Annotated in this window: 18 protein-coding genes; 13 read left to right on the top strand and 5 right to left on the bottom strand. The window is 70.1% G+C overall.

Annotated elements, in window-relative coordinates; genetic code table 11:
* The first annotated feature begins 80 nt into the window (after positions 1 to 80).
* Positions 81 to 1,340, top strand: a complete 1,260-nt coding sequence (locus HD557_RS18225; RefSeq protein ID WP_196874890.1) for an MFS transporter — start codon at positions 81 to 83, stop codon at positions 1,338 to 1,340.
* 34 nt (positions 1,341 to 1,374) lie between these two features.
* Positions 1,375 to 2,091, top strand: a complete 717-nt coding sequence (locus HD557_RS18220) for a GNAT family N-acetyltransferase (RefSeq protein ID WP_196874889.1) — start codon at positions 1,375 to 1,377, stop codon at positions 2,089 to 2,091.
* Here the strand turns inward: HD557_RS18220 and HD557_RS18215 are convergent.
* Positions 2,069 to 2,530: a MarR family winged helix-turn-helix transcriptional regulator gene (locus tag HD557_RS18215; RefSeq protein ID WP_196874888.1), complete on the bottom strand. Its 462-nt coding sequence runs from the start codon at positions 2,528 to 2,530 to the stop codon at positions 2,069 to 2,071. The two genes, HD557_RS18220 and HD557_RS18215, sit on opposite strands and share 23 nt — an antisense overlap.
* Before the next feature lie 58 nt (positions 2,531 to 2,588).
* On the opposite strand from HD557_RS18215, the gene HD557_RS18210 reads away from it, so the two are divergent.
* The 3 genes from HD557_RS18210 to HD557_RS18200 all read left to right on the top strand — a co-directional run bounded on the left by HD557_RS18210 (position 2,589) and on the right by HD557_RS18200 (position 4,750).
* Positions 2,589 to 3,860: a multidrug effflux MFS transporter gene (locus tag HD557_RS18210; RefSeq protein WP_196874887.1), complete on the top strand. Its 1,272-nt coding sequence runs from the start codon at positions 2,589 to 2,591 to the stop codon at positions 3,858 to 3,860.
* 132 nt (positions 3,861 to 3,992) lie between these two features.
* Positions 3,993 to 4,307, top strand: a complete 315-nt coding sequence (locus HD557_RS18205) for an SHOCT domain-containing protein (protein WP_196874886.1) — start codon at positions 3,993 to 3,995, stop codon at positions 4,305 to 4,307.
* 32 nt (positions 4,308 to 4,339) lie between these two features.
* Positions 4,340 to 4,750: a VOC family protein gene (locus tag HD557_RS18200; protein ID WP_196874885.1), complete on the top strand. Its 411-nt coding sequence runs from the start codon at positions 4,340 to 4,342 to the stop codon at positions 4,748 to 4,750.
* 4 nt (positions 4,751 to 4,754) lie between these two features.
* Here HD557_RS18200 and HD557_RS18195 read toward each other — a convergent pair whose 3' ends face one another.
* On the bottom strand, positions 4,755 to 6,092 hold the full coding sequence (locus HD557_RS18195; RefSeq protein ID WP_008358422.1) for an ABC1 kinase family protein: 1,338 nt from the start codon (positions 6,090 to 6,092) through the stop codon (positions 4,755 to 4,757).
* A gap of 54 nt (positions 6,093 to 6,146) precedes the next feature.
* Here HD557_RS18195 and HD557_RS18190 point away from each other — a divergent pair, with 54 nt between their 5' ends.
* Complete coding sequence (locus HD557_RS18190) at positions 6,147 to 8,285, top strand: prolyl oligopeptidase family serine peptidase (protein WP_196874884.1); 2,139 nt, start codon at positions 6,147 to 6,149, stop codon at positions 8,283 to 8,285.
* 4 nt (positions 8,286 to 8,289) lie between these two features.
* On the opposite strand, the gene HD557_RS18185 is transcribed toward HD557_RS18190, so the two are convergent.
* Positions 8,290 to 8,772, bottom strand: coding sequence for a nitroreductase/quinone reductase family protein (locus HD557_RS18185; protein ID WP_196874883.1), 483 nt, complete (start codon positions 8,770 to 8,772; stop codon positions 8,290 to 8,292).
* 402 nt (positions 8,773 to 9,174) lie between these two features.
* Here HD557_RS18185 and HD557_RS18180 point away from each other — a divergent pair, with 402 nt between their 5' ends.
* Genes HD557_RS18180 through ilvC form a run of 3 tightly spaced genes read left to right on the top strand, consistent with a single transcriptional unit; the run spans position 9,175 to position 12,549 of the window.
* Entirely contained in the window at positions 9,175 to 10,926 is a 1,752-nt protein-coding gene (locus HD557_RS18180) for an acetolactate synthase large subunit (RefSeq protein WP_196874882.1), read from the top strand.
* A complete protein-coding gene (ilvN, locus tag HD557_RS18175; RefSeq protein ID WP_008358415.1) occupies positions 10,926 to 11,489 on the top strand; it encodes an acetolactate synthase small subunit in 564 nt (187 codons plus the stop codon). The genes HD557_RS18180 and ilvN overlap by 1 nt, the downstream gene beginning before the upstream one ends.
* 34 nt (positions 11,490 to 11,523) lie before the next feature.
* Entirely contained in the window at positions 11,524 to 12,549 is a 1,026-nt protein-coding gene (gene ilvC, locus HD557_RS18170) for a ketol-acid reductoisomerase (protein ID WP_008358413.1), read from the top strand.
* Positions 12,550 to 12,678: 129 nt separating this feature from the next.
* Here the strand turns inward: ilvC and HD557_RS18165 are convergent, their stop codons facing one another.
* Together HD557_RS18165 and HD557_RS18160 are read right to left on the bottom strand one after the other, a co-directional pair.
* Positions 12,679 to 13,497: an ABC transporter permease gene (locus HD557_RS18165; RefSeq protein WP_196874881.1), complete on the bottom strand. Its 819-nt coding sequence runs from the start codon at positions 13,495 to 13,497 to the stop codon at positions 12,679 to 12,681.
* Positions 13,494 to 14,411, bottom strand: coding sequence for an ABC transporter ATP-binding protein (locus tag HD557_RS18160; protein ID WP_196874880.1), 918 nt, complete (start codon positions 14,409 to 14,411; stop codon positions 13,494 to 13,496). Before HD557_RS18160 ends, HD557_RS18165 begins: the two co-directional genes overlap by 4 nt.
* 159 nt (positions 14,412 to 14,570) lie before the next feature.
* Between HD557_RS18160 and HD557_RS18155 the strand changes: the two genes are divergently transcribed.
* The 4 genes from HD557_RS18155 (at position 14,571) to efeB (ending at position 19,349) form a co-directional block, all read left to right on the top strand.
* Complete coding sequence (locus tag HD557_RS18155) at positions 14,571 to 15,266, top strand: DsbA family oxidoreductase (protein WP_196874879.1); 696 nt, start codon at positions 14,571 to 14,573, stop codon at positions 15,264 to 15,266.
* A 93-nt stretch (positions 15,267 to 15,359) separates the two neighbouring features.
* Positions 15,360 to 16,904, top strand: a complete 1,545-nt coding sequence (efeU, locus tag HD557_RS18150; RefSeq protein WP_196874878.1) for an iron uptake transporter permease EfeU — start codon at positions 15,360 to 15,362, stop codon at positions 16,902 to 16,904.
* A complete protein-coding gene (gene efeO, locus HD557_RS18145; protein ID WP_196874877.1) occupies positions 16,894 to 18,099 on the top strand; it encodes an iron uptake system protein EfeO in 1,206 nt (401 codons plus the stop codon). Before efeU ends, efeO begins: the two co-directional genes overlap by 11 nt.
* Positions 18,099 to 19,349, top strand: a complete 1,251-nt coding sequence (gene efeB / locus HD557_RS18140; protein ID WP_008358404.1) for an iron uptake transporter deferrochelatase/peroxidase subunit — start codon at positions 18,099 to 18,101, stop codon at positions 19,347 to 19,349. Before efeO ends, efeB begins: the two co-directional genes overlap by 1 nt.
* Positions 19,350 to 19,365 lie beyond the last annotated feature (16 nt).

The following is a 19,365-nucleotide window of genomic DNA, read 5'->3' as shown; positions in this document are numbered from 1 at the left end:
ACTGTCGAAACCGGGGCCGACCGTTCGTGGCATGGATGAGGGGCCGGCACGGCGGCCCACCGGATGCGGGAGTGGTTGCGATGTCGGATCAGAAGCCGGATCGTTGGAAGCGGAATCTGCTGGTCTTCCTGGGCGGCCAGACGGTGTCGTCGTTGGGCTCGATGATCGTCGCGTACGCGGTGATGTGGCACCTCACCGTCGAGACGGGGTCGGCCGCGGTGCTGACCCTGAGCGTGGCGGCCGGGATGCTGCCGCAGGCGGTGGTGTCGGTCTTCGGCGGTGTGTGGGCCGACAGGCACTCGCGCAAGCTGCTGATCATCGGTGCCGACTCGACGATCGCGGTGGCCACCCTGGTCCTCGCCCTGCTGATGCTCAGCGGGGTCGGTGACCTGTGGATGATCTTCGTCGCGATGGCGGTGCGCTCGGCGCTGGCAGGGGTGCAGGCGCCGGCGGTGAACGCCATGCTTCCGCAGATCGTCCCGGCCGAGCACCTGATGCGGGTCAACGGAGCCCAGCAGACGATCCAGTCGGGGATGATGCTGTTCGCACCGGCGGTCGCCGCCGCGGTCTACGCGAGCACCGGCATCGTCGCGGTCTTCTTCATCGACGTGGTGACGGCCGCGGTCGGCGTACTCCTACTGCTCCTGGTGCCGGTGGTGCGGACGGTTCGCCCGACGGGCGCCTCGGGGCCGGTGAGCTACTTCGGCGACCTCGCCGCCGGTGTCCGGTACGTCAAGGGGAACGCCTCGGTGCGATGGGTGATGGGCCTCGTGGCCGTCGTCATGTTCATGGCCGGGGCGCCGGCGCACCTCACACCGCTGATGATCACGCGCAGCTTCGGGGACGAGGTGTGGATGCTGAGCGTCAACGAGCTGTTCTGGAGCGTCGGGATGGTCCTCGGCGGCGCGTTGATGGCCGTCTTCGGGCCGAAGGTGAAGCGCCGGGTGCGGCTGATGGTGGCTGCCTCGGTCGGCGTCGGGCTGCTCGTCGTCGGGCTGGGCGTCTCGACCGACTTCTGGGTGTTCTCGGTCGCCGGCCTGGTGATCTGCGTCCTCTTCCAGACGCTGCTGGTGCCGGCCGCGACCGTCCTGCAGGAGCAGGTCGAGGACTCGATGCGCGGCCGGGTGTTCGGGTTCTACGGGATCGTGATGTCGGTGGCGATGCCGGTCTCGATGATCGTCTTCGGGCCGCTCGCGGACCGGTTCGCGGTGGAGTCGGTGATGGTTCTGGCCGGGGTACTCCTGCTGGGATGCCTGATCGGGATGCTCGCCCTCGCCGGCGCCCGGCGCTCGCTCGCCACGGTGGACGCAGCGGATGCAGTGGATGCGGCGGTCTCCTGAGCAGCGGTCACGGCGGTCGGCGACAATGACCGCCGTGACCGATTTCTCCCGACCGTTCGACTTTCCGGTGGGTGGCGTCGTCGAGGGCTGGGAGACGCGGCCGTGGCCCGAGCCGGTGACCCTCGAGGGGCGCTACGTCCGGGTCGCGCCGCTCTCCTCGGCGCAGTACTCCGACCTCTTCGCCGCCGTCTGCGGCCCCGACGACGCCGACCTGTGGACCTACCGGCCGATCGCCATGCCCACCTCGCTGCAGGACCTGTGGATGCACCTGGCAGGCATGGTCGACGCCGAGGACGTGGTCCCGTTCGCCTTCGTCCCGAAGGAGGGGGAGCGGGACGGCCGGGCGAGCGGCATCGCGGGCTACCACGCGATCAACCCGAGGAACGGCAGCATCGAGGTCGGCGGTGTGCTCTTCGGCCCCGCCCTGGCCCGCACCCGGGCGGCGACCGAGGCGATCCACCTGCTCATGCGGCACGCCTTCGACACGCTGGGCTACCGGCGCTTCGAGTGGAAGCTCGACGCGCTCAACGAGCCGTCCCGGCGGGCCGCGGAGCGGCTCGGGTTCAGCTACGAGGGCCGGTTCCGCAACCACATGGTCGTCAAGGGCCGCAACCGGGACACCGACTGGTTCTCGGTGACGGCGGAGGAGTGGCGAGGCGTGAAGGACGCGCACGAGCGCTGGCTCGACCCCGCGAACTTCGACTCCGAGGGTGGTCAGCGGGTGTCGCTCAGCGAGCTGACCCGGCCCTGAGCCTGCCGCGGTCGGCCGCGAGGAGGTCGCGGATCGCGGTGAGTCGAGCGGTGAGGCCCGCGAGGTCCGGCTCACCGGCAGCAGGGGCGAGAGCATCGCTCCACACCGCGCGTAGGCGGCGCAGGTTCTCGGCCGCATAGGGGGTCGGCGTGACGACCTTGCCTCGTCGGTCACCGATGCCCTCGGAGCGTACGACCATGCCCTTGTCCTCGAGCTTGCGTAGCGTGGCGCTGAGGTTGGGTCGCTGCATACCGACGTCTTGCGCGATCTCGCTGGGCGTGGCCCCGGGGTGACGGTCGACGTAGCGCATCACGGCGTGCTCGCCCGTGGAGAGCTCGGTGATCTCGGGATCGCGGGCGTGGTGCCGTTCGATGTCGCGGGCAAGCGTCGCGACGATCTCTGCGAGGTCGGCGAGCTCTTCGGCGGCGCAGGTAAGCATGGTCACACTCTAATGGTTGCTCTTACATAATTATGAAGACATAACTAATATTGCTTACATGACCCTTCCCGCTGCCACCGAGCCGCCGGCGCGGCCTGCCGTCTCCGCGCTCGGGCCGGCTCTGCTGCTCGTCCTCGCCCTGCTCTCCGCTGTCGCGCCCTTCGCGACCGACCTCTACCTGCCCGCGTTCCCTGCGATGGTGACCGATCTCGGCACCGACGCGACGAGCATCCAGCTGACGCTCATGGCGTTTCTGGTCGGCGTCGCGGTCGGCCAGCTCGTGTTCGGGCCGCTCTCGGACCGGATCGGGCGTCGCGTACCCCTGCTCGTCGGAGCCGGTGTCTTCGTGCTCGCGAGTATCGCCACCGTCGTCGCGCCCACGGTCGAGCTCCTGGTCGCGGCCCGGCTCGTTCAGGGTCTGTCCGGGGCTGCTGGCATGGTCCTTGGCCGGGCGATCGTCACTGACCGCGCCGACGGGCCCGCCGCTGCCCGCGCGATGAGCCTGATGATGGTCGTCGGGGGCGTCGCGCCCGTCGTCGCGCCGCTGGTCGGCGGCTTCATCGCCGGGCCGCTCGGCTGGCGCGGTGTGCTCGCGGTCGTGCTCGCCATCGCGGTGCTGATGTTCGTCGCCGTGCTCGCGGCCGTACCTGAGTCGCTGTCTCGCGCGCGCCGCGCCGAGCTTCGCGCCAGCCGCGCTGAGCAGGGGTCGGTCATCGATGAGCTCCGCTCGCGAGGCTATGTCGGTTACACGCTGGCCTTCGCGTTCGGATTCGCTGTGATGATGGCCTACATCTCGGCCTCCCCCTTCCTCTACCAGGAGATGATGGACCTCAGCGAGATAACCTACGGACTGCTCTTCGGCCTCAACGCCCTCGCTCTCATGGTCGTCAGCGGGACTGCGGCCAATCTCGCCGGTCGCGTCGACGCGCGCCGCATGGTGGGTCTGGGCCTTGCCGTGTCGCTCGCCGGCACCGTGCTGTTCCTGGTCATCGCGATCACCGGTCTTCCGGTCGGGCTGCTCGCCGTGGCCGTGTTCGTGGCGGTGGTGCCCCTCGGGCTCGTCTTCGGAAACGCCACCGCGCTAGCGCTCGGGGCCGTGCCGCGGGCCGCGGGCAGTGCCTCGGCGGTCCTCGGTGCGCTCCAGTTCGGTCTGGCCGCGCTTGTCTCGCCGCTGGTCAGTCTCGGCGGTGAGGGAACCGCCGTGCCGGTCGCGATCGTGATGATGAGCGCGGCCGTCGTGGCGTGCGTGGCCTTCGTGCTCGCCGGGCGGCGCCCCACCGAGGCTGCCGAGAGCGTGCGAGGCGGCGAGCAGGTTCTCGAGTCCGCCTGAGGCGGGGATCGAGGAGGGGCGGCGGCGTACGCACGATTGCGTACGCCGCCCCCGCTCCTGAGCCGATGTGCCGGCGGCTCGCGCGCAGCAGTCTGGAGGGCATAGCCAAGCCCGACAGATAGGACACGAGCGATGAGCATCAACGAGACGGTGGCCACGGTGGTGGCCGACGACCACTGGGGTCCGTGGCGAGACGGCGGACCGTGGCAGGACGGGGGAGGGCCGCCGGCGTTCTGGCCGATCTTCCCGATCCTGTGGTTCCTGGTGATCGCGGCGATCATCACCGCGGTCGTCCTCTACAACCGCAAGCGGGTGGCCGAGGGGCCGCGGCGCGCGGGTGAGGCACGGTTGGCCGAGAGGTACGCCGCGGGCGAGATCGACGAGAACGAGTACCGCGCTCGCCGAGACGTCCTGCGCGAGAAGCCGGGCCGCGCCAAGGGGGCCTGACACCCCCGCTGGTCCATGGCAGTGTGGCTGCCATGGACCAGCGCATCAGCTTCATCACCGTGGCCGCCGCCGACGTGGCGGCGAGCCGCTCGTTCTACGTCGACGGCCTCGGCTGGACACCGGAGATGGAGGCCGACGGGGTGCTCATGATCCGCGTCGGCGAGCACGTCATCCTCTCGCTGTGGGACCGGGCCGAGTTCGAGGAGGAGGTCGGCAGGATCGCCGTCTCCGACGGCGTCGCGCCGTTCACCCTCGCCCACAACGTCGCCACCCGCGAGGAGGTCGACGGCGTACTGGAGCTGGCCCGGTCGCTCGGGCGTGAGGCGTCGGCCGCCGAGGAGCGGGTCTGGGGCGGCTACACCGGCTACTTCGCCGACCCCGACGGCGTCCGCTGGGAGATCGCCTACAACCCCGGTCCGGTGGGGCAGACCGTGCTGCCCTGAGCCGTCAGCCCGCGAAACCGGGCAGGTGCTCCTCGAGGATCTCCCGGAACGGGGCCTCCGCGTTGAGCTGCGCGAGCACCCCGAGACCGCCGAGCCAGACCCGGTGGATGAGGAGGTAGGACGGCGGCAGGTTGAGCTTCAGCCCGACCGTGTAGGCGGGATCCTTGGGATCGTTGATCCGCTTGAACTCCTCGCGCATCCACTCCCGGGTGAACCGGAAACGCTCCTCCAGCGCCGGCGTCACGAACGGCGCCAGGTAGTCGAGCACGTGCTGCGGCTCGACCTTGATGCCCTCCCGGATGAACCCCTCGTGACGCAGGCCCGCGACCAGCGCGTCGGCGTCGCCGGTCGAGGCGATCCGGATCAGCCGGCCCATCGGCTCGGGGAAACCCCGGTCCGGGAGCCGAGCGGCGAGGCCGAAGTCGAGCACCGCCAGGCGGCCGTCACTCAGGACCCGGAAGTTGCCCGGGTGCGGGTCGGCGTGGAGCATCCCGGTCAGCTCCGGTGCGGAGAACCAGAACCGGACGAGGAGCTCGCCGTAGTGGTCGCGCTCCTCGGGGGTGCCCTCGGCGATCACCTTCGCGATCGATCCCTCCGACTCCACCCACTCGGTGACGAGCACGCTCGGCCCCACGGCGACGACATCGGGGACGTCGATCAGGGGGTGGTCCGCGTACGCCTCGGCGAAGACGCGCTGGGCCTCGGCCTCCTTCGGGTAGTCGAGCTCCTCGACGACCCGCTCCTGCAGCTCGGCCACCAGCGCCTTGATGTCCATCCCCGGCACGACGGCGTTGCCGATCGCGGCGACCCGGCCGATCTGGCGCAGGTCGGCGCGGAGCGCCTCGTCGGCGCCCGGGTACTGCACCTTCACCGCGACCTCACGCCCGTCGGCCCAGCGGCCACGGTGCACCTGTCCGATCGAGGCGGAGGCGGCCGGCTCCTCGGACAGCTCGACCAGCTGGTCGGACCATTCCGGTCCGAGATCCCGGGCCAGCAGGCCGCGTACGATCCCGGTCGGCATCGGGGGAGCGGAGTCCTGGAGCCGGGTGAGCTGGGCGCGGTAGTGGGCCGCCTGCGACTCCGGCAGCGCCGCCTCCATGATCGAGAGCATCTGCCCGAACTTCATCGCGCCGCCCTTGAGCTCACCCAGGGTGCGGAACAGCTGGTCGGCCGTACGCTGGTGGACGTCGGCCAGCACGGCCTCGGCCGGCTTGCCCCCGATCCGCTTCCCGAGCCCGAGGGCCTTGCGCCCGGCGTATCCCATCGGCAGCGCGGCCAGCTTGGCCGTCCGTGTCGCCGCTCGCCGCGGCAGACCCTTCGACGACCCCTCCGCTTCACTCATGCCGCAATTGTGCCGGTCGGTCGCAACTTGCACCCCGCGAAGTAGCCTTCCGGCATGACCTCTGAGCTGACGATCGTGACCCCGCTCGACCCCGCCGGGGAGGACCCGTTCGGCTGGCTCGAGGAGGTCGAGGGCGTCGAGGCGCTGGCCTGGGTGCGGGCGCGCAACGAGGAGGCCCACGCGAGCGTCGGCGCCGATCCCGTGTTCGCCAAGATCGAGGCCCAGATCCTCGAGGTGCTCGACTCCGACGACCGGGTGCCCGAGGTCTCCCGGCTCGGCGAGCACCTCTACAACTTCTGGCGCGACGCCGACCACGAGCGCGGCATCTGGCGGCGCACCACGCCGGAGTCGTACCGCACCGACGACCCCGAGTGGGAGATCCTGCTCGACCTCGACGCGCTCGCCGCCGAGGAGGGCGAGAGCTGGGTCTGGCACGGCGCCTCGGTGCTCCGGCCCGAGCCGGGCGAGCCGTGGCGCAAGGTGCTCGTCGACCTCTCCCCGGGCGGCTCGGACGCCGACGTGACCCGGGAGTTCGACCTGGTCGAGAAGGCGTTCGTGGCCCCCGAGGACGGTGGCTTCACCCGTGCCGTCGAGCAGGGCGGCGCCAAGGGCGCGCTCTCCTGGTGCGGTCCGGACGCGGTCTACGTCTACACCGACTTCGGCCCCGGCTCGCTGACCCCGAGCGGCTACCCGCGGATCGTGAAGCTGTGGCGCCGCGGCACCCCGTTCGAGGACGCGGCGGTGGTCTACGAGGGCACCGACGAGGACATGTACATCTCCGCCCGCCGCATCCACACCCCCGGCTTCGAGCGCGACCTGGTCAGCCGCTCGATCGCGTTCTACAAGTCCGAGACGTACGTCGCCACCGACCCCGGCACGCCCGAGCAGACGCTCACCAAGCTCGACATCCCCGACTCGGCCGAGGCCGGTTTCCACCGGGAGTGGCTGGTGATCGAGCTGCGCGACGAGTGGACCCCGACGGAGACGACGTACGCCGCCGGGTCCCTGCTCGCGATCGAGGCCGACCGGTTCCTGGCCGGCGAGCGCGACCTGACCGTCCTCTTCGAGCCCACCGCGAAGACCTCGCTCGCCGGGGCGACCTGGACCCGCAACCACCTCGTCCTCAACGTGTTCGAGGACGTGAAGAACCGGTTGCACGTCCTGACCCCGCCGGCGCCGGCGCCGGCGCCGGCGTCGGGGGAGTGGGTGCGCTCGGAGTTCCCGGCGACCGACCCGGTGGCCGCTGTCGGCACCCGTGCCGTCGACGCGGTCGAGTCGGACGAGGTCTGGGTCGTGACCAGCGGCTACCTGACCCCGGCGACGTACGGCCTGACCACGATCGGCGCCGAGACCGTCGAGCCGCTCAAGTCCGCGCCGGCCTGGTTCGACACCGACGGGCTGCGGGCCGAGCAGCGCTTCGCCACCTCGGCCGACGGCACCCGGATCCCCTATTTCATCGTCGGCTCCGCAGCCGCCCTCGACGGCAGCGCCGGCCCGGTCCCGACGCTGCTCTACGGCTACGGCGGCTTCGAGATCCCGATGACCCCGGGCTACTCCGCCGGCGTCGGCCGGGCCTGGCTCAGCGAGGGCGGCGTCTATGCGGTCGCCAACATCCGCGGGGGAGGGGAGTACGGCCCGGCCTGGCACCAGGCGGCGCTGAAGGAGAACCGGCACAAGGCCTACGAGGACTTCGCCGCCGTCGCCCGCCACCTCGCCGAGACCGGCGTGACCGACGCCGACCACCTCGGGATCCAGGGCGGCTCCAACGGCGGGCTGCTGACCGGCAACATGCTCACGCTCTACCCCGAGCTGTTCGGCGCCGTCGTGATCCAGGTGCCGCTGCTGGACATGAAGCGCTACTCCCACCTCCTCGCCGGAGCGTCGTGGATGGCCGAGTACGGCGACCCGGACGTGCCGGAGGAGTGGGAGTACATCCGGATGTTCTCGCCCTACCATCTGCTCGACGGCTCGAAGACCTACCCGCCGGTCCTGCTCACCACCTCCACCAAGGACGACCGGGTCCACCCCGGCCACGCCCGCAAGATGGCCGCGCTGCTGGCCGCGACCGGCAAGGACGTCACCTACTACGAGAACATCGAGGGTGGCCACGGCGGCGCCGCCAACAACGCGCAGTCGGCCCACCTCTCCGCCTTCGCCTGGACGTTCCTGCGCGAGCGGCTCGGCCTGGGCTGAGCCGTCACGAGGCGGGCTCGGTGACCTCCAGGACCACCACCGGAGTCTGGTGCGAGCGCCGGGCGGCGAAGTCGTCGAGGTCGCCCCACCCGTCGTCGGCGGCGGCGAGCATCGCCCACAGCCGCTCGCGCTCGGGTCCGGTGGCCTCGTGGGCGCGCACCTGCCGTGGCCCGTCGACGGTCTCGGCGAGGGCTTCGGGCCGGGCCTTCAGGTTGAGCCACCAGGCGGGTGGCGGGTCGGCCCAGCCGTTCATCGCCAGCGTGACGTACGTCGACCCGTCGGGGACGTAGGACAGGATGACCGAGCGCTCCTGCCCGGTGCGGCGCCCGACCGTGGTCAGCCGGAGCATGCCGGCCCGGTCCGGGCGTGGACGGCGCAGGAAGCGGGCGCCGCCCGCTGCGTACAGCCGGCGGTGGAACCACCACGCGGCGCGGATGAACCAGCGTGGCGGAAGCCACGCGGAGCCGTGTTTCTCGTCGGTCGACATCGTTGCCTCCACTGGGCGGACGGACCCGAGATCCACTGGTCCGCCCAGGCTAGCGATCCCCGCGGGCCCGGCGCCTCGGTGAGATCCCTGAGATCTGCTCCGAGGATCTGCGCCGAGGATCCGCTCCGGCGAGCTGCCCCGACCGAACGACTGACAGATACTGGGACGGTGATCTCAGATCATGGGACGCGCGATAGGGTGAGGTGACACGGCGCGACACATGGGGTTAACGTGTGGGCATGCTGCACAGCATTCTCGTACTTATCAGGCGCGTCGCCTAGGAGCCACTGGCCCCAGACGACGCGTCTCCCTCCGTTGCCCGCCGGGCCGGAGGGTTTTTTGTTGCACAAGCAACCCCACGAGATCCCATGAGTAGAAGCTCCGAGGAGTAGGACGGCGGACATGAGCGAGCAGATGACAGGCGCACAGAGCCTGATCAAGTCGCTGGAAGCAGCGGGGGCCGAGAACATCTTCGGCATTCCGGGAGGAGCGATCCTTCCGGCGTACGACCCGCTGATGGACTCGAAGATCCGCCACATCCTCGTACGCCACGAGCAGGGCGCCGGCCACGCGGCCCAGGGCTACGCCGCCGCGACCGGCAAGGTGGGGGTCTGCATGGCGACGTCCGGTCCGGGCGCGACCAACCTCGTCACCCCGCTTGCCGACGCCAACATGGACTCCGTGCCGATGGTGGCCATCACCGGCCAGGTCGGCGCGGCGATGATCGGCACCGACGCCTTCCAGGAGGCGGACATCCGCGGCATCACGATGCCGGTCACCAAGCACAGCTTCCTCATCACCGACCCGGCGGAGATCCCGCTCCGGGTCGCTGAGGCCTTCCACCTCGCCTCCTCCGGGAGGCCGGGTCCGGTCCTCGTCGACGTCACCAAGTCGGCGTTGCAGGCCACCACCACCTACCGGTGGCCGACCGAGCTCCACCTGCCGGGCTACCGCCCGGTGACCAGGCCGCACGCCAAGCAGATCCGCGAGGCTGCGCGCCTGATGCTGGAGGCCAAGAAGCCTGTCCTGTACGTCGGTGGCGGCACGATCCGCTCCGGCGCCCACCGCGAGCTCCTGCAGCTGGCCACGCTCACCGGTATCCCGGTCGTGACCACGCTGATGGCGCGCGGCGCCTTCCCCGACTCCCACCCGCAGCACCTCGGTATGCCGGGCATGCACGGCACCGTCGCCGCGGTCGCCGGCCTGCAGAAGTCCGACCTGATCATCAGCCTGGGCGCCCGCTTCGACGACCGTGTCACCGGCAACCTGGACTCCTTCGCCCCCAACGCCAAGGTGATCCACGCCGACATCGACCCGGCCGAGATCGGCAAGAACCGCTACGCCGACGTCCCGATCGTGGGCGACGTGCGCGAGGTCCTCGCCGACCTGATCGCGGTGCTCACCGCCGAGAAGGAGGCCGGCAAGGAGGGCGACTACGAGGGCTGGATCGCCTTCGTCGCCGGGATCAAGAAGCAGTACCCGCTCGGCTACGACCTCCCCGCCGAGGGCCTCTCGCCGCAGTACGTCATCGAGCGGCTCGGCAAGATCTCCGGCGAGGACACGATCTTCACCGCCGGTGTCGGCCAGCACCAGATGTGGGCCGCGCAGTTCATCGGCTACGAGCACCCCAACACCTGGATCAACTCCGGTGGCCTCGGCACGATGGGCTACTCCGTCCCGGCCGCCATGGGCGCCAAGGTCGGCTGCCCGGACTCCACGGTGTGGTCGATCGACGGCGACGGCTGCTTCCAGATGACCAACCAGGAGCTGGCCACCTGCGCGATCGAGGGCATCCCGATCAAGGTCGCCATCATCAACAACGACAACCTCGGCATGGTGCGCCAGTGGCAGACGCTCTTCTACGGCGAGCGCTACTCCAACACCAACCTGCAGGGCCATGGCCAGCCGAAGCGCATCCCCGACTTCCCCAAGCTGGCCGAGGCCATGGGCTGCGTCGGCCTGGCCTGCGACTCCGCCGACGACGTCGATGCCACCATCGAGAAGGCCATGGAGATCAACGACATGCCCGTCGTCGTCGACTTCCGGGTCAACAAGGACGCCATGGTGTGGCCGATGGTCGCCGCCGGCTCCTCCAACGACGAGATCCAGTACGCGCGCGACCTCGCGCCCGAGTTCGACGAGGACGACCTCTGATGAGCATCCAGCCCGTGAAGACCGGCGGCAAGCACACGCTGAGCGTCCTGGTCGAGAACAAGCCCGGCGTCCTGGCCCGTGTGGCCGCGCTCTTCTCGCGCCGCGGCTTCAACATCGAATCCCTCGCGGTGGGACCGACCGAGCACGACGAGGTCTCCCGCATGACGGTCGTCGTCAACCTCGAGAACACCCCCCTCGAGCAGGTCACCAAGCAGCTCAACAAGCTGGTCGAGGTGATCAAGATCGTCGAGCTCGAGCCCGAGACGCGCGTCCAGCGTGCGCTCATGCTGGTCAAGATCACCGCCACCACGGAGACCCGCAGCCAGGTGCTCGACACCATTCAGCTCTTCCGCGCCAAGGTCGTCGACGTGTCCACCGACACCGTCATCGTCCAGCTGGCCGGCAACACCGGCAAGCTCAATGACTTCCTCCGGGTCATCGAGCCCTTCGGTATCCGTGAGCTCTCCCAGTCCGGCATGGTCGGCATGGGCCGCGGCTCCCGGTCGATCTCCGAGCGCAGCCTGCGATCCGTGGCTGTGCCCGCTCCGCCTTCCGCGGTCTGAACCCCTATCAAACACAACTAAAGGAGAAGCCCTCGTGGCTGAGATTTTCTACGACGACGACGCCGACCTCGCGCTGATCCAGGCGAAGAAGGTCGCCGTCATCGGCTACGGCAGCCAGGGCCACGCCCACGCGCTCAACCTGCGTGACTCCGGTGTGGACGTGCGCATCGGCCTGCAGCCCGGCTCGAAGTCGACCCCGAAGGCCGAGGAGGAGGGCTTCAAGGTCCTCAGCCCCGCCGACGCGGCCGCCGAGGCCGACGTGATCGTCATCCTCGCTCCCGACCAGCACCAGCGCGGTCTCTACAACGACCAGCTCGCGCCCCACGTGACCGCCGGCAAGACCCTCGTCTTCGGCCACGGCTTCAACGTGCGCTTCGGCTACATCAAGGCGCCCGAGGGCGTCGACGTGATCCTGGTGGCCCCGAAGGCCCCGGGCCACACGGTCCGTCGTGAGTACGTCGCCGGCCGCGGCATCCCGGACATCATCGCCGTCGAGCAGGACGCCTCCGGTTCCGCCTGGGACCTCGCGAAGTCCTACGCCAAGGGCATCGGCGGCACCCGCGCCGGCGTCATCAAGACGACCTTCACCGAGGAGACCGAGACCGACCTCTTCGGCGAGCAGGCCGTGCTCTGCGGCGGCGTGTCCCACCTGGTCCAGGCCGGGTTCGAGACGCTGACCGAGGCCGGCTACCAGCCCGAGATCGCCTACTTCGAGGTGCTCCACGAGCTCAAGCTCATCGTCGACCTGATGTGGGAGGGCGGCATCGCCAAGCAGCGCTGGTCGATCTCCGACACCGCTGAGTACGGCGACTACGTCTCCGGCCCGCGCGTCATCGGCCCGCAGGTCAAGGAGACCATGCAGCAGGTGCTCGCGGAGATCCAGGACGGCTCCTTCGCCGCCCGCTTCATCGCCGACCAGGACAACGGTGCGGTCGAGTTCCAGAAGCTGCGCGAGGAGGAGGCCGGTCACCCGATCGAGGCCACCGGCAAGGCCCTGCGCGCCCACTTCTCGTGGAGCCAGACCGACGACGACTACACCGAGGGTTCGGCCGCCCGCTGACCCGAAGTTCGCCGAGTCGGCGCGACTGTCCCAGAAAACGGGCCCGAGTCGGCGCGTCTGTCCCAGAGTCTTGGGACAGACGCGCCGACTCGGCGGTTTTGAGCGGGACAGTTGCGCCGACTCGGCGGGTTATTTGACCTCGGACTTGAGGACCAGGCGGAGGCCGACGAGCATCGGGATCACCAGCCAGATCAGGCCGGCGACGCCGAGTTGGGCCCACATCTTGTCGGTCATCTCGGAGTACAGGTTCATCGTCGCCCAGTTGAGGTCGAACCAGGTCGCGTGCTCGGCCCACCAGGTGTTGGTCGAGGCGAGCGCCGAGGAGACGCCGGGCAGGACGAGGGCGTAGACGAAGTACGCCACGATCGCGGCCGGCGAGCTGCGGAAGAGCGTGCCGAGCATGAAGCCCATGAACATCCCGATCTCGCTGGCCAGGGTGACCCGGGCGAGCTCGGCGAAGGAGAGGTTCCAGACGGGGTCGAGATCCATGACGGCTGCCACGCCGAGGTAGCCCAGGGCGCCGACGAGTGCTGCGACCGCGATGGCGACGACTCCGACCAGGGCGGTGACCACGGCCTTCGCACTGATCACGCGACCACGTCCGGGCACCAGGGTGAAGGTCGTCAGCGCGCTGCGAGCGCTCCACTCACTCGTGACGGCGAGCACCGCGATCATCGGCAGGATCACGGACATCGGGATGCCCCACGCACTCGCGAAGCCCTCGTAGTCGAGGTTGTCGGCGTCCACGAAGATGATCGTGGCCGCGGTCGCGGCCAGGGAGAGCACGACCAGGCTGGCCATCAGCCAGAACCCCGAGCGGGTGTCGAACATCTTGCGCAGCTCGATGCCGGCGATCCGGCCGAAGGGGATCGGGGCGGGCACGGGCCGCTCGCGGCGGCGTACCGCAGCCGGGCCGGCCGGCTCCGGGGCGATGGTCGTGGTGGTCATGCTGCTTCCCCTTCCGGGGTCTGGAGGTGGTCACGCTGGGTCTCTGCGGTGAGCTGGAGGAACATCTCCTCCAGCCCGGCGCCGTCGGCGGCGCGGAGCTCGGCCAGCACCAGCCCGGCGTCGAAGGCGATCTGGCCGACGGTGGTGAGGTCGGCGTCGCTGCGGACGGCGCCCTCGGAGGTGATCTCGGCGGTGTGCCCGGCCCGCTGGAGGGCCCGGCCGAGCGAGGTGGGATCACTGGAACGGGCGTACGTCTCGCCGCTGGCGAGCAGCTCCTGCTTGGTGCCCTGCGCCACGATCCGGCCGTTGCCGATGACCACGATGTCGTCGGCGATCACCTCGATCTCGTGCAGCAGGTGCGAGGAGAGCAGCACGGTGCCGCCGTCGTCGGCGAAGCCGCGCAGCAGGTCGCGCATCCAGCGGATGCCGGCCGGGTCGAGGCCGTTGGCGGGCTCGTCGAGGATCAGGACCTCGGGGTCTCCGATCAGGGCCGTCGCGATCCCGAGCCGCTGCCGCATCCCTAGGGAGTAGTTGCGTACGCGGCGCCCGGCCTCGTCCTCGGTCAGGCTGACCCGCGCGAGGGTCTCGGCGACGCGGGACTTCGGCAGGCCCATGGTGCGGGCGGCCAGCGTCAGGATCTCGCGGCCGGTGCGACCGCCGTGCTGGGCGGAGGCGTCGAGCAGGACGCCGACCTCGCGGCCCGGGTTGGGCAGCTGCGAGAAGTGGCGGCCGAGGAGGTGGGCGCTGCCGGAGGACGGATCGGTGAGTCCGACCAGGATGCGCATGGTCGTGGACTTGCCGGCGCCGTTGGGGCCGAGGAAGCCGGTCACCCGGCCGGGCTCGGCTGTGAAGGTCACGTTGTCGACGGCCGTGAACCTGCCGTACCTCTTGGTGAGGGCATCGATCTGGATCATGCTCCGAGCCTCGCGCCCCGGCATGCTCACGCGCGTCGGGCAGATCCCTGGCAGATCCCTGGACGGTTCCTGGGCCTACCCCTGATCTCCCCTGAGACGATCTCAGGGGAGATCAGTCCGTTGCGGAATGTTTCGTACCGAACCAAACGTTCCCGTCACATGCGTATTGATGTCTGGTCCGACGTCGTCTGTCCCTGGTGCTACATCGGCAAGCGCCATCTCGAGGAAGCCCTCGAGCGCTTCGAGCACAGCGACGACGTCGAGATCGTCTACCACTCCTTCGAGCTCGACCCGACCGCTCCCGAGGTCCCGGTGGAGACCACCGTCGAGGCCCTCGCGAAGAAGTTCGGCGCCTCGGTCGACCAGGCCCGCGAGCTGATGAAGCGGGCCAACGAGCCTGCCGCGGCGGCCGGCCTGGAGTTCCGCCACGAGGACACCCCGCACGCGCGGACCATCGACGCCCACCGGCTGCTCCACCTCGCCAAGGCCGAGGGCAAGCAGGCCGCGCTCAAGGAGGAGCTGCTCGCTGCGTACTTCACCCGCGGGGAGTCGATGGGTGACCACGCCGTGCTGAAGCAGTCCGCCGTGAACGTCGGTCTCGACGCCGGCCGGGTGGACGAGGTGCTCGCCAGCGAGGAGTTCGCCGGCGACGTCCAGGCCGACATCGAGCAGGCCCGCGCCTACGGCGCCACCGGGGTGCCGTTCTACGTCGTCGAGGGGAAGTACGGCGTCTCCGGCGCCCAGCCGACCGACCTGTTCAGCCAGCTGCTGGAGAAGGTGCACGCCGAGACCAGGCCCGCGCTCACGATCGTCGGTGACGGCGACGCCTGCGGACCCGACGGCTGCGCGATCTGACGAGGCTCTGAACAGCCGAACCGAAGGACAAGCCCAGAAAAATTCTGGGTCCCGCCCTACAAGGTGAGCCTAACCTAACGTTAGGCTGCGGGAATGCTTCCAACGTTCGTCATCGGCCTGCGCGAGGGGCTCGAGGCGGCGCTGATCGTGTCGATCATCGCCACCTTCCTGCGCCGCAACCGCGCCCCGCTGCGCGGGCTGTGGATCGGGGTCGGCGCCGGCATCGGGCTGAGCGTCGCCGTCGGTGTCGCGCTGCGCCTGCTCGAGCAGGCGCTGCCGCAGCGGCAGCAGGAGATGCTCGAGTGCGTCATCGGCGTGATCGCCATCGTGTTCGTGACCGGGATGATCCGCTGGATGCACACCCACGCCCGCAGCCTCAAGGGCGAGCTCGAGAAGGCGGCGGCCGCGGCGCTGGGCGCCGGCACGCTGACCGCGATGGCGCTGATGGGCTTCCTGGCCGTGCTGCGCGAGGGTTTCGAGACCTCCGTCTTCCTGCTCGCCACGATCCAGAACGCCACCAGCGCCCCGGCCGCGATCCTCGGCGCCCTCCTCGGTCTGGCCATCTCCATCGGGCTCGGCTGGGGGATCTACGCCGGCGGCCTGCGCCTCAACCTGAAGATGTTCTTCCAGGTCACCGGGGTCTTCCTGGTCTTCGTCGCTGCCGGGCTGGTGATGTTTGCGCTGCGCACCGGGCACGAGGCGGGCTGGGTGACCGTCGGCCAGGGCCGCACGGTCGACCTGTCCTGGCTCATCCCCAACGGCTCGGTGCGCTCGGCCGTGATCACCGGGATCCTCGGCGTCCCCGCCGACCCGCGCGTGATCGAGGTGCTCGGCTGGCTCGCCTACCTGGTGCCGATGCTCGCGATGCTGCTCCTGCCCGCCCGGCTGCGCCCGGGCGCCGCGCTCGCGCGACGGCTGCGGATCGGCGGCGCCGTCGCCGCCGTGGCCGTCGCCGCCGTGCTCTTCGTCCTCGTGCCGCTGCCGGGCGTCGACGTGCCCCGCGAGGCACCGCTGGCGGACGGACGTACGGCGGTGCTGGCCGTCTCGGGTGACCGGGCGACCCTGACCGCCGACGGCGAGAAGATCGAGCTCGGCAACCCCACCGACCACACCGGCAACGCCGACACCGCCTGGCACGCGGAGGGTTCCGGCGACCTGCCGGCCACCCTCACCGCGGGGGACCTGCTCACCTACACCGGCAACAGGGTCCCAGTCGGCCTCAACCTCACCACCGCGCCGGGCCCCTACGAGGCCCGCTGGACCGACACCACCCGTCACACGGTGCTGAGCCGTGACGACGGCCTGGTCGACGTACGCACCACCGGCAAGCTCCTGCTCACGATCGAGGGCGGCGGCCTGATCTCGCCGCGCACCTTCACCGTCGACGGCGCCGCGCTGCAGGTCGAGGAGACCTACGCGGCCGACCTGTCGGCGACGATCGCCGAGGCGGACCGAGCCGCCCACGACCGGCTGCTGTGGAAGCACTGGGTGCCGGTCGCCCTCATCGTCCTCGCCGGGCTGCTGCTGTGGCAGTCCCTGCGCAGGCCCGGCCGCGCCACCGAACCGCGCGCCGTCAACGACCCCGGCCACGAAGGGCCTCGGGAGTCATCAGTGGAAGGAACCACCCATGTCGCGTAAGGCGATCTCCGTTGCAGCACTCACCGCGCTGTGCCTGACCGGCCTCGCTGCCTGCGGCAGCGACACCGACGACTCGGCGGCGCCGAAGAAGAAGGGCGCGAGCCAGGTCGCGGTGAAGCTGGTCAGCGGCTCCGACGGTGACGTCTGCGAGCTCGACACTGACACCGCCGCTGCTGGACCGGTGACCTTCACGGTCGTCAACGAGTCGGCGGCCGGGGTCACCGAGGTCGAGCTGATGGACGGCCAGAAGATCCTCGGCGAGAAGGAGAACCTCGCCCCGGGCCTGCCCGAGGTGTCCTTCACCCTCACCCTCGGCGGTGGTGACTACGAGGTCTACTGCCCGGGCGCCACCGAGGAGCGGATCCCCTTCGAGGTCACCGGCGAGGCCGCGGCGGAGCCGACCGGCGACACCGCCGAGCTGCTCGCCGCGGGCGCGAAGGACTACACGACCTACGTCAACACGCAGCTCGATGCGATGGTCGTCGGTGTCCAGGAGCTGCAGAAGGCCGTCGACTCGGGCGACGTCGCCGCGGCCCAGAAGGCCTACGCCGACGCCCGCCCCTTCTACGAGAAGATCGAGTCCGACGTCGAGGGCTTCGTGATGGAGGGCTTCGACCCGACCGACAACAAGGGCAACCTCGACTACCTGATCGACATGCGCGCCTCCAACCTCGACGAGGCGGTCGGCTGGAGCGGCTTCCACGCCGTCGAGCGTGACCTGTTCGAGGCGAAGAAGATCACCGACCAGACCAAGAAGTACGCCGCCGACCTGGTCACCAACGTCACCAAGCTCGCCGAGGTCGGCAAGACCCTGGAGTTCAAGCCCGAGGACCTCGCCAACGGTGCCGCCGCGCTGCTCGAGGAGGTCCAGTCGGGCAAGATCACCGGCGAGGAGGAGGCCTACAGCCACATCGACCTGGTCGACTTCGCCAACAACGTCGAGGGCGCTCAGCAGGCCTACGCCGCGCTCCGCCCGGGTCTGGAGAAGATCGACGCCGAGCTGGTCAAGACCATCGACGGGCGCTTCACCGCCGTCACCGACGACCTCGAGGGCTACAAGGACCCGACGGCGCTGGGTGGCTACCGTCCCTACACCGCCGAGCTGAAGGCCTCCGACGGCAAGAAGCTGTCGGCCACGGTGCAGTCGCTGCAGGACGTGCTCGGCCGGCTGGCGGAGAAGGCAGCGACGGCCTGATGACCACCGAAGGCAAGGGCTTCTCCCGGCGCCGGCTCATCGCCGGCGCCGGGGGTGGCGTCGCGGCCGGCGCGGCGGCGGGCTTCCTCGGTGGCCGTGTCGCCGCGCCCGCCGAAGCGGCAGCCTCTGACGGGCTCGACCTCTCCCAGGCGTACGACTTCTACACCGGCGACCACCAGGTCGGCATCGCCACGCCGCCGCAGCGGCACCTGGTCTTCATGTCCCTCGACGTCGTCGAGGGCACCACGGCCGAGCAGCTGAAGGTGCTCTTCGCACGCTGGTCGGCGGCGATGGCGACGATGATGAAGGGCAACCCGGTCGGCTCCGTCGAGCCGACGCGGAGCAACGGCGTACCGCAGGACACGGGGGAGGCGTACGACCTCTCGCCGGCCTCGCTCACCGTCACCCTCGGGCTCGGGCCCAAGCTCTTCGACGACCGCTTCGGCCTGGCGGGCCGGGGCCCGAAGCTGCTCGCCGAGATCCCGCGGCTGCCCTCCGACGAGCTCAAGCCCGAGCTGTGCGGTGGCGATCTCGCGCTGCAGGCGTGCGCCGACGACCCGCAGGTGGCCTACCACGCGATCCGCGACCTGATCCGGATCGGACGCGGCCTGGTCACCACCCGCTGGACCGTGCTCGGCTTCGGTCGCGCCTCCGCGGGCAAGGGGCAGAAGACGCCGCGCAACCTGATGGGCCTCAAGGACGGCACCCGCAACATCAAGTCCGAGAAGGACCTCGACGAGTTCGTCTGGGTCGCCGATCAGGACGAGCCGGTGTGGATGCAGGGCGGCAGCTACCTGGTCACCCGCAAGATCAACATGGACATCGAGGTCTGGGACGGCACGACCATCGACACCCAGCACGTCACCATCGGTCGCGACAAGGCCGAGGGTGCGCCGCTGGGCGGCGAGAAGGAGTTCGACACCCCGGACTTCAAGGCCGTACGCGACGGCAAGCCGGTCATCGATCCGACCTCGCACGTCGCGCTGGCGGCCTCGGAGAACAACGGCGGCGCCAAGATCCTGCGCCGCGGCTACAACTTCACCGACGGGCTCAACTCGCTCGGTCAGCTCGACGCCGGGCTGTTCTTCATCGCCTTCATGAAGGACCCCGCGACCTTCGTCGACCTGCAGCGCAAGCTCGGGCGCGTCGATCTGCTCAACGAGTACATCGCCCACGTCGGCTCGGCGATCTTCGCCGTCCCGCGCGCGCCGAAGTCAGGCCACTTCCTGGCCCAGGAGCTCTTCGACTAGGTCGGTGGATGCTCAC

It is taken from the genome of Nocardioides luteus (genome assembly GCF_015752315.1).
Classification (GTDB): Bacteria; Actinomycetota; Actinomycetes; order Propionibacteriales; family Nocardioidaceae; genus Nocardioides.
The sequence above is the reverse complement of the archived record's forward strand: the minus strand, read 5'-3'. Positions and strand labels throughout refer to the sequence as shown.